Annotated in this window: 5 protein-coding genes; all 5 read left to right on the forward strand. The window is 66.6% G+C overall.

Translation table 11 applies throughout. The annotated features are described in order from the left end of the window. Positions 1–188: 188 nt before the first annotated feature. The 5 genes from B7R21_RS07640 to B7R21_RS07660 all read left to right on the forward strand — a co-directional run bounded on the left by B7R21_RS07640 (position 189) and on the right by B7R21_RS07660 (position 6763). Positions 189–863 carry a hypothetical protein gene (locus B7R21_RS07640; RefSeq protein WP_147305844.1) on the forward strand — a complete coding sequence of 225 codons (675 nt, stop codon included), beginning with the start codon at positions 189–191 and terminating at the stop codon, positions 861–863. 76 nt (positions 864–939) lie between these two features. Then, complete coding sequence (locus B7R21_RS07645; RefSeq protein ID WP_116282658.1) at positions 940–4131, forward strand: DUF2207 domain-containing protein; 3192 nt, start codon at positions 940–942, stop codon at positions 4129–4131. Positions 4132–4464: 333 nt separating this feature from the next. Then, on the forward strand, positions 4465–4884 hold the full coding sequence (locus B7R21_RS07650) for a hypothetical protein (RefSeq protein ID WP_116282659.1): 420 nt from the start codon (positions 4465–4467) through the stop codon (positions 4882–4884). Then, positions 4881–5453: a DUF6036 family nucleotidyltransferase gene (locus B7R21_RS07655; RefSeq protein ID WP_116282660.1), complete on the forward strand. Its 573-nt coding sequence runs from the start codon at positions 4881–4883 to the stop codon at positions 5451–5453. The genes B7R21_RS07650 and B7R21_RS07655 overlap by 4 nt, the downstream gene beginning before the upstream one ends. 71 nt (positions 5454–5524) lie before the next feature. Continuing rightward, positions 5525–6763, forward strand: a complete 1239-nt coding sequence (locus B7R21_RS07660) for an FAD-binding domain-containing protein (RefSeq protein WP_116282661.1) — start codon at positions 5525–5527, stop codon at positions 6761–6763. The last annotated feature ends 632 nt before the right edge of the window (positions 6764–7395 follow it).

A 7395-nucleotide genomic window follows, 5' to 3' on the forward strand; every position in this document is an offset into this window, starting at 1 on the left:
CTCGCCAAAAGCCGCCTCGCCCTCGTCCCCGACACCAGGACGGAGGTCGAAGAAACAGCACTCGCCCTCAGCGCCTAACCCATCAAACCGAAGGAACTACCGCTACACCACCACCGGGGACTTGACCGCGAGTTGGGGAGTCAGGTTCAGTTGAGGACGTCCTTTCGTGAACGCCAGACGGTTCGCTCGTGAAGTTCGGGCCAGCGAAATCAGTGGAACTGTTTCACGCTCAGGAAATGCCAATGAACCGGGCGGGCCTTGCGGTTGGCTCCTTCGCTGGTCTTGATTTTGAGCAGTACGTTCGGGTCGTGAACCCCGCCATTGCAGGCGCCCACACTGCGGATGAACGCAGGCGATCATGGAGATCGCTGGTTGAGCCCGCCCAGACGTTCGATGGATCGACGGCGCAGTGGGCGGAAGTCCGGGCTTCGATGTCCGACGCGACCGCTGTCGGCGAGCCTGCTATGGGTCAGGTGGAGTTGACCACTGCTCGCGCTCTGGTGGAGGTGCTCTCACGACATACTTCGACGCCGGCAGAGTGCCTTTTCGCTTGGTGGATCGGATATGCAGACGTGCGTATGCCAGCGGAGGCTCCGCGTGTTTCCCTCCCGCCAGCGCGGGAGATGTTCGTGATGGAGGGTGGGGTGAGTGAGGGAGCCCATGAGCATGCCGTTTGGGGTATCGCGCGCACTCCGATGCGCTGGGTTCCTCGCGACAGAGCGTGGAGTGTTGGCAACGACATTTATGGCAGAAGCGTTTTCATCGGTGGAACCGGTGCAGCGATGACGGAACTCCTCGAGCATCCGGATCTCGAGGTGTACGTGGTCGATGCTGAAACCACGGTGATGGCCGAGGACTGGTGATGCGGCGCTGAATCAGCCTCCACGCGGCTCGTGGACTGAGATTGGGAGCCTGCTGCCCTCCACCTAAGATCGAGGGGTGACGGGGGACACGCGCGACGATGACGGCAGCACGCCGTCGAGCCCACGCGGCGACGCCGCATCCGGAGACAACGACGACGACAACGGCGCGGGCGCGCCGCCCGAGAACCGCATCCCCGAGAACTGGAGCGAGCCGACGCCTCTGTGGCGTTTCCTGGCGCGGCGGGTGCTGGGGCTCGAGGCGTGGCTGCGGTCGCTCGGCGGGCGGCGGCTGCGGGTGGGGCTCGTGGGGTTCTGGGCCGCAGTGGGGGTGGCCGGCGGGGTGCTGCTGTTCGGGCCCGTCATCAATCCGCCGCTGAGTCTCGATGACATCACGTCGTCGGCGTCGACCGCGACCGACCGGTGGATCGCGCGGAAGTTCGACGTCGACTACCGGGTGGAACGGGCATCCGATGGCCGACTGCAGGCGCGGGTGCAGGAGACGATCGATGCGGTGTTTCCCGAGGGGGTCGACGAGAACGGCATCCAGCGGGTGCTGCCGACGCAGTATCAGGGGCATTCGCTGGGGCCGGCCGACATCACGGCGATGATGGATGACGCGCCGATCGGCATCGGGCGGTCGGAGAGCACCGATCAGCTCACGCTGACGCTCGATTCGGGTGGGCGGCTCGACGGGGATCACACGTTTGTGATCGGCTACAGCCTGCATGACCTGGCCTTCGTGTCGACGGATCAGGCGACGGGCGGGGCGTCGGATCTGCTGGCCTGGGACGTGTTCGGTCCGTCGTGGCCGCAGGTGTTCGCGGGGCTCGATGTCAGCGTGACGATGCCGTCGGAGTTGGCGAGCGAGCTCGTGCGGCAGCCGCGCGGCTCGGTTGCGTGGACGTTCGTGGGCGCCGGCTCGTGGCTCGATCCGGAGCCCGGGAGCCCGCAGGGCGAGGTCACCTACCGCTTCACGAACGAGCAGAACATTCCGCCGCACGCCCAGGCGCGGTTCACAATGGTGTTCCAGCCCGGAACGTTCACGATGCCGCCGCCGACGCCGCTCTTTCTGCTGCAGACGTTCGGGCCGCTGCTGCCGCTGGCGTTTCTCACGATCACCCTTCTTTTGGCCCTCGCGGCGCGGCGGGTGGCGTGGAGCGATGCGCGCGGGCGGCCGTGGTTCGTCGCGCAGTACGAGGTTCCGGATGGCGTGACACCGCGCATGGCTGCGCAGGTGCTGCGCGCTCCCCGGGCGCTGGAGCTGGCTTCGGCGCTCGACGCGGTGCGGTCAGGTGGGGCGGGGTCGTCGCGGACGACGGATGCGCGGGCGGAGGCGGGCTGGGGATTCACGGCGCGCAGACGGCGACGCAAGGCCGGCAGGGACCAGAGCGTGGCGAGTCGGGCCGCGCGCACCGACCGGCTGCGGGCCGTGGCGCGTTCGGCGGAGCGCGCGGGGCGGGTCGGCGACCGGCTGCGGGCCCAGCTGGGTTACCTGAGGGCGGCGGAGCGGCGTGGGCAGTTCTCGGCGGGACTCCGCCGGGTGCCGACGGGGTTCGTGCGCGACCTCTTCATCGCGTCACCGATCGCCCTCACGGTGCTGCAGTGGGGGATCATCCGCCAGCTGTCGCACCAGACGACGCTCGCCGTGGTCTGGTGGCCGGCCGCCTTCGTGCTCGCGTCGTCGCTGATCTCGATCGTGGTGCTCGTCATCGCCCTCTCGGCCCGGCCGCTGACGCGCAAGGGTGCGCTGGTGAAGCAGCAGCTGCGCGGCATCCAGGTCTATAGCGAACGCACGAACCTGCTCGAACGCACGACGACCGCGGATGCCCTGCTGCCCTACGCCGTGCTGCTCGACGATGCGCGTGATGCCGGCCGGCGGGTGGGTGCGATCATCCAGACCGAACTCGGGGACCCCGATGCCGCTGCCGGATGGCGCACCCTCGACTTTCTGAGCGGGCCGCGTGTGCTCACCCGCGTCGTGGCCGTTCTCTCGGTTGCTGCGGCGATCGGGGTCGCGGCCACGCTGCCGAACCCGTATCCGCGCTCGCCGGACTATGTGTCGTACGCGGGCGACCTGCCGGGCACGTACTGGACCAAGGTCACCGCGTTCGATGCGGCGGCGCGGATGTCGCGAACCGACGATGGGCGTGCCCGGCTCGACGTGGTGCAGAAGCTGACGGTGACGTTCGACGACACGCAGACGTCGGAGGTTCCGCAGTTCGCGCAGCAGTTCCCCGTGCGGGAGCTGGGGCAGGACCTGGGGCTGCGGGTCACGGGTGTGCGGCTCGACGGCGCGGATGCTCCGTTCGCGACATCCACCCCCTCGTCGGCCGGAGACACGGCTGGCGATACGTCCGACGATACGTCTGACGACACGCTGCTGCTGGTCACGCGCTTCGGGCAGGTGTTGAGCGGGTCGCACCGGCTGGAGGTCGACTATTCGCTCGATGCTCCGGTCGTTGCGGCCACCGGTGCGTCGAACTCGGCGGCGGCGGGCCAGACGGTCGACCGGATGCGCTGGGCCGCGCTGCTCGAGGGGTGGGACGACAGCGCGCAATGGGGTGAGGATGCGGGGGCCGATCCGCTGCGCGTGACGCTGACCGTGCCGGCGTCGCTGGCCGGGCGCGCTGTTGCGGCGGGGTGGATCTCGGTGGACACGTCGACGTCGGATTCGCCTCGGGGGTGGGAGGACTCGGTGGTGCCGTTCGGGGGAGTGGGTGAGGTAGCGGGGGCAGGCTCGGCGTCGGCGTCGGCTTCGTCTTCGGGGGTGACCTCGACCGACTCCCAGTCAGACGCAGACGGGGCGACGACCTACCGCCTCGACCTGCGCCAGAACGGCAACGGGTATCCATTCGAACTGACGGTCGACGATGTCGGCGCGATGCTCGACTTTCCGGCAGGCACCTTCACCGGACCGAGCGCATTCGCCCTCCGTCTCGAGCAGGTGCGCATTGCCCTCCCGATGATCGTCGTCGCCGGGCTGGCCGCGTTGGCGCTGGCTCTGGGTGTGGCAAGCGTGTTCGGGGCGCGTCGCCGCCATTCCCGCCGGGCCCCGCCCGGACTTTTCCGCGACGTCATCTGGTGGCTGGGGAGCGCCACGGCGCTCGCCGCCGTCATCCTCTTCGTCTGGGCGACGTCCGACATGCCCGACGATTGGCCAGAGTTCACGCCGCTTGGCATCTCGGCGGTCGCTGCCATCCTTGGTGTCGTGCTGAGCCTCGTGTTCACCCTACGTGTGCCGTCGAGCCAGGCGACGGCGAAGCGATAGATCCCTTCGGAGTACGCGGTTTACCTGGCTGTGTTCGACGAGCTCGGCACGCTTTTTTGCCGCGCCCGACTTTCGGGGTGCGTTCATGGACGCCGCGGCGGAGCGCTGCCCGGCAGCCCGGAGGATCTGGCGGCGACGAAGTTCCGGAGTGAATCCACGAGCTGTTCGGCTCGCCGGCTGCTGCGGCGAAGTAAAAGTAGCGCTGGCGGCGGCCTGGACGGGACAACGGTTGGCCTGTGGCACGCAATGACGCGGGCTTGAGTCCCGTTGGTCGTGTCTGACACAAGCGGATTGTCCGGCTCATGTTGGACGTGTCGAGCGTAGAGTTGGGTCATGTCGGTCTCTGAACTCCGGGCCCCCAGAGGGCTGCTCACACCCGCGCGCTCGGCGGAGCTCATTCGGACCGAACTCGAGGCGGGCAACACGGATGTTGCCATTCGCGTCATGACAGAAATGGCTGGTCGGCTGCAGCTGGCTGCAGATGACGACCTCTCCGAACTTCGATCAGCACCCTCGACGACCGGTCGACCGGAATGGGACACGTTTCTGGCGACGGTTGTCCTGTGGGATTTGCGCAAACGCGGTCTGGATGCGCCGTCGTGGACAGACCGTCCGCCCCTCGTCTGGGAATGGTTTGTCGGATACGAACAATCCACTGAGACGGGTTGGCGCGAGGTTGTGCGTTCGGAGACTCCGGCAGAGTTCCTTGGGTGCGGGATTCTGATCCGCGAGAAGAGCCTCGGCATCCGGTGAACGATGAGCAGGTCCTCTTCTCGAGGGACGAGCTGTTGGAGCTGCTCACCGAGCTGGGGCGGCGGTTGGACGCTCGTGGCGTGACCGCCGAGGCGTACATCATCGGTGGTACCGCTATGGCGATCGGTCTGGGTTCCTCTCGCCGGACAGGAGACATCGACGGCTGGTTCAAGCCGATGAAGGAAGTCCTCGAAGAGGTGCGCACCATGGCCGTCGAACGTGGCCTCGCGACCGACTGGCTGAACACGCACGCTTCCGGCTTCATGTCGTTCTCTCCGAAGGATGACACCGGCGCGCAGTCGATCACCCTGAAGGGGATGCGGATCCGTCTAGCCTCGCCTCGATTTCTTCTTGCGATGAAGCTGGCTGCCGGCCGCGCCAAAGACGCGGCCGATATCTCGAAGTTAGTCAACGAGCTGGGGATCAGCGATGCAGACGAACTGGTCGATCTTGCATTCGATGTCCTGGGTGAAGACGGCGTGACGCTCACCGACTCGCGCGAGTCCCTTACCTTCCAGGCTCGAGACGCAATTGCCGCGGCAGCGCGAGAGCGCAGCCAAGGTACCTGAACGCCCTACCCCGATGCGGTCCCCTCGAACAGCCCTGAGCTTTTCAACGATCTGGCGCTCATAATGAAGAGGTGTTCACCCCCACGCGCTCAGCCGCGCTCGAAGCCCTCGCTGATTTCGTTCCCCGCGCAGGGTCGCAGTACGCGCGCAGCAGGAACGTCGATGCGGGGCCCGGTCGGGACAATGTCTCGTCGCTTTCGCCATACATCCGGCACCGGCTGCTGACCGAGCGCGAGGTCGTTGCCGCCGTGCTCGAGCAGCACCGGCTCTCGTCATGCGAGAAGTTTGTGCAGGAGGTGATGTGGCGCACCTACTGGAAGGGCTGGCTCGAACAGAATCCCGAGGTGTGGATGCGCTACCGCCGTGATGTCGACGAACTCGCGCAGGGCGGCGAGACCGAGAACGCTGCGTATCGGGATGCCGTCACCGGGCACAGCGGAATCGACGCGATGGATGCCTGGGCCCTCGAACTCATCGAGACCGGCTACCTGCACAACCACACACGCATGTGGTTCGCGAGCATCTGGATCTTCACGCTGGGCCTGCCGTGGCAGCTGGGCGCCGACTTCTTCTACCGGCATCTGCTCGATGGGGATGCCGCGTCGAACACGCTGTCCTGGCGGTGGGTGGCCGGGCTCCAGACAGTCGGCAAGACGTATCTCGCGTCGCAGTCGAACATTTCCCGGTTCACCGAGGGCCGGTTCTCGCCCGAGGGGCTGTCTACGACGGCACGAGCTCTGGTGGAGGATCCCCTTCCGGCGCGCTCGGCTCTCGCGCCGCCGGAGCTGAGTCCCAGCGGGCGACAGTGGGGATTGCTTCTGCACGAGGAAGATCTGGATGCGCCGAGTCTGCTGGCAGAGCATCCGTTGGTCGGCGCCAGCGGCCAAGCGTCGGGGTCGGTGCCAGTTCCTGTGGCCATGGCTGTGGCCGGCTTCGCCCGAGCAGACGACCGGTCGCCGCTGGGTGCGTCGGAGGTCGTGCGCGAGTTCACCCGGTCGGCTCTCGGCGATGGGGTGGGACGAGCCCAGCCGCTGGTGCCGGGTGAGCCACGCGTTCTGGCCGACACTTTCGCTTCGACGGTTCTCGAGTGGGCCGCTTCAGAGAAGGTCGATTCGATTGTGATGCCGTTCGCTCCGGTCGGGCCGGTGCGTGAGCGGATCGACTCTCTTCGGGCGGTCGTCGCTTCCGAGGGGCTCACTCTGACGATGCTGCAGCGGCGGTGGGACACCCTGGCGTGGCCGCACGCGTCACGCGGGTTCTTTCCGTTTCGGGAACAGATTCCGAAGTTACTGGCGCAACAGGGTCTCTGACGACCGTCAGGCGTGCGCGGCCGGCGGCGTCGCCCGGTGTCTCAGCGGCGGAAGGCTATCGTGGTGGCATGACGAAGCATCTGAGCGAGGCCGCGAAGTTGCTTCGCTTCGTCCGGCCCACCGTTGCCAAGTCTGACTGTGCTGCGGTCCTCCAGGAGGCAACGAGCCTCGTGAAGACACCGACGCCCGTTAGGTCGCAACGTGAAGCGAATTCTTCCCAGACCAAGTAAGTGTCGGTCGCAGGCCGACCAGCATTGGCCCGGAATGTCTATTCTTTCGACGATGCGGCATCGCCGTTGCCCCATGAGGTTGTGCTCGACACGTCGTTTCTCGTGCGCGCTTTAGTCGAATCCGAACCACTACACGCGATGTTCAAGCACTACCTCGACCGGCTGGTTCGTGGCGAGGTAGCCAAATCGGAGAGGAGCGAGCCGATGGCAGCAAGGCCAAACGGAGCTCCTCGATCCGTGAACCACCCCAGAATTCGCGAAGCGACTGGAGCACCTGTCTCTGGCAACGTTAGCCAGGACCACTCGGGCAATCTAAGCGGAGACCACCTCGGCGTTTTGCGGGGTGTCGGGGCAATCTAAGCCAGGCCCACCTCCACCGTTATCGCAACGTGTTATTTGTTG

The sequence above is a fragment of the Subtercola boreus genome, assembly GCF_003399625.1.
Taxonomy (GTDB): Bacteria; Actinomycetota; Actinomycetes; order Actinomycetales; family Microbacteriaceae; genus Subtercola; species Subtercola boreus_C.

What these genes read in the sequence shown, in the direction of transcription:
- B7R21_RS07650 (WP_116282659.1), top strand. Translation starts at nt 4,465, where the DNA reads ATGTCGGTCTCTGAACTCCGGGCCCCCAGAGGGCTGCTCACACCCGCG.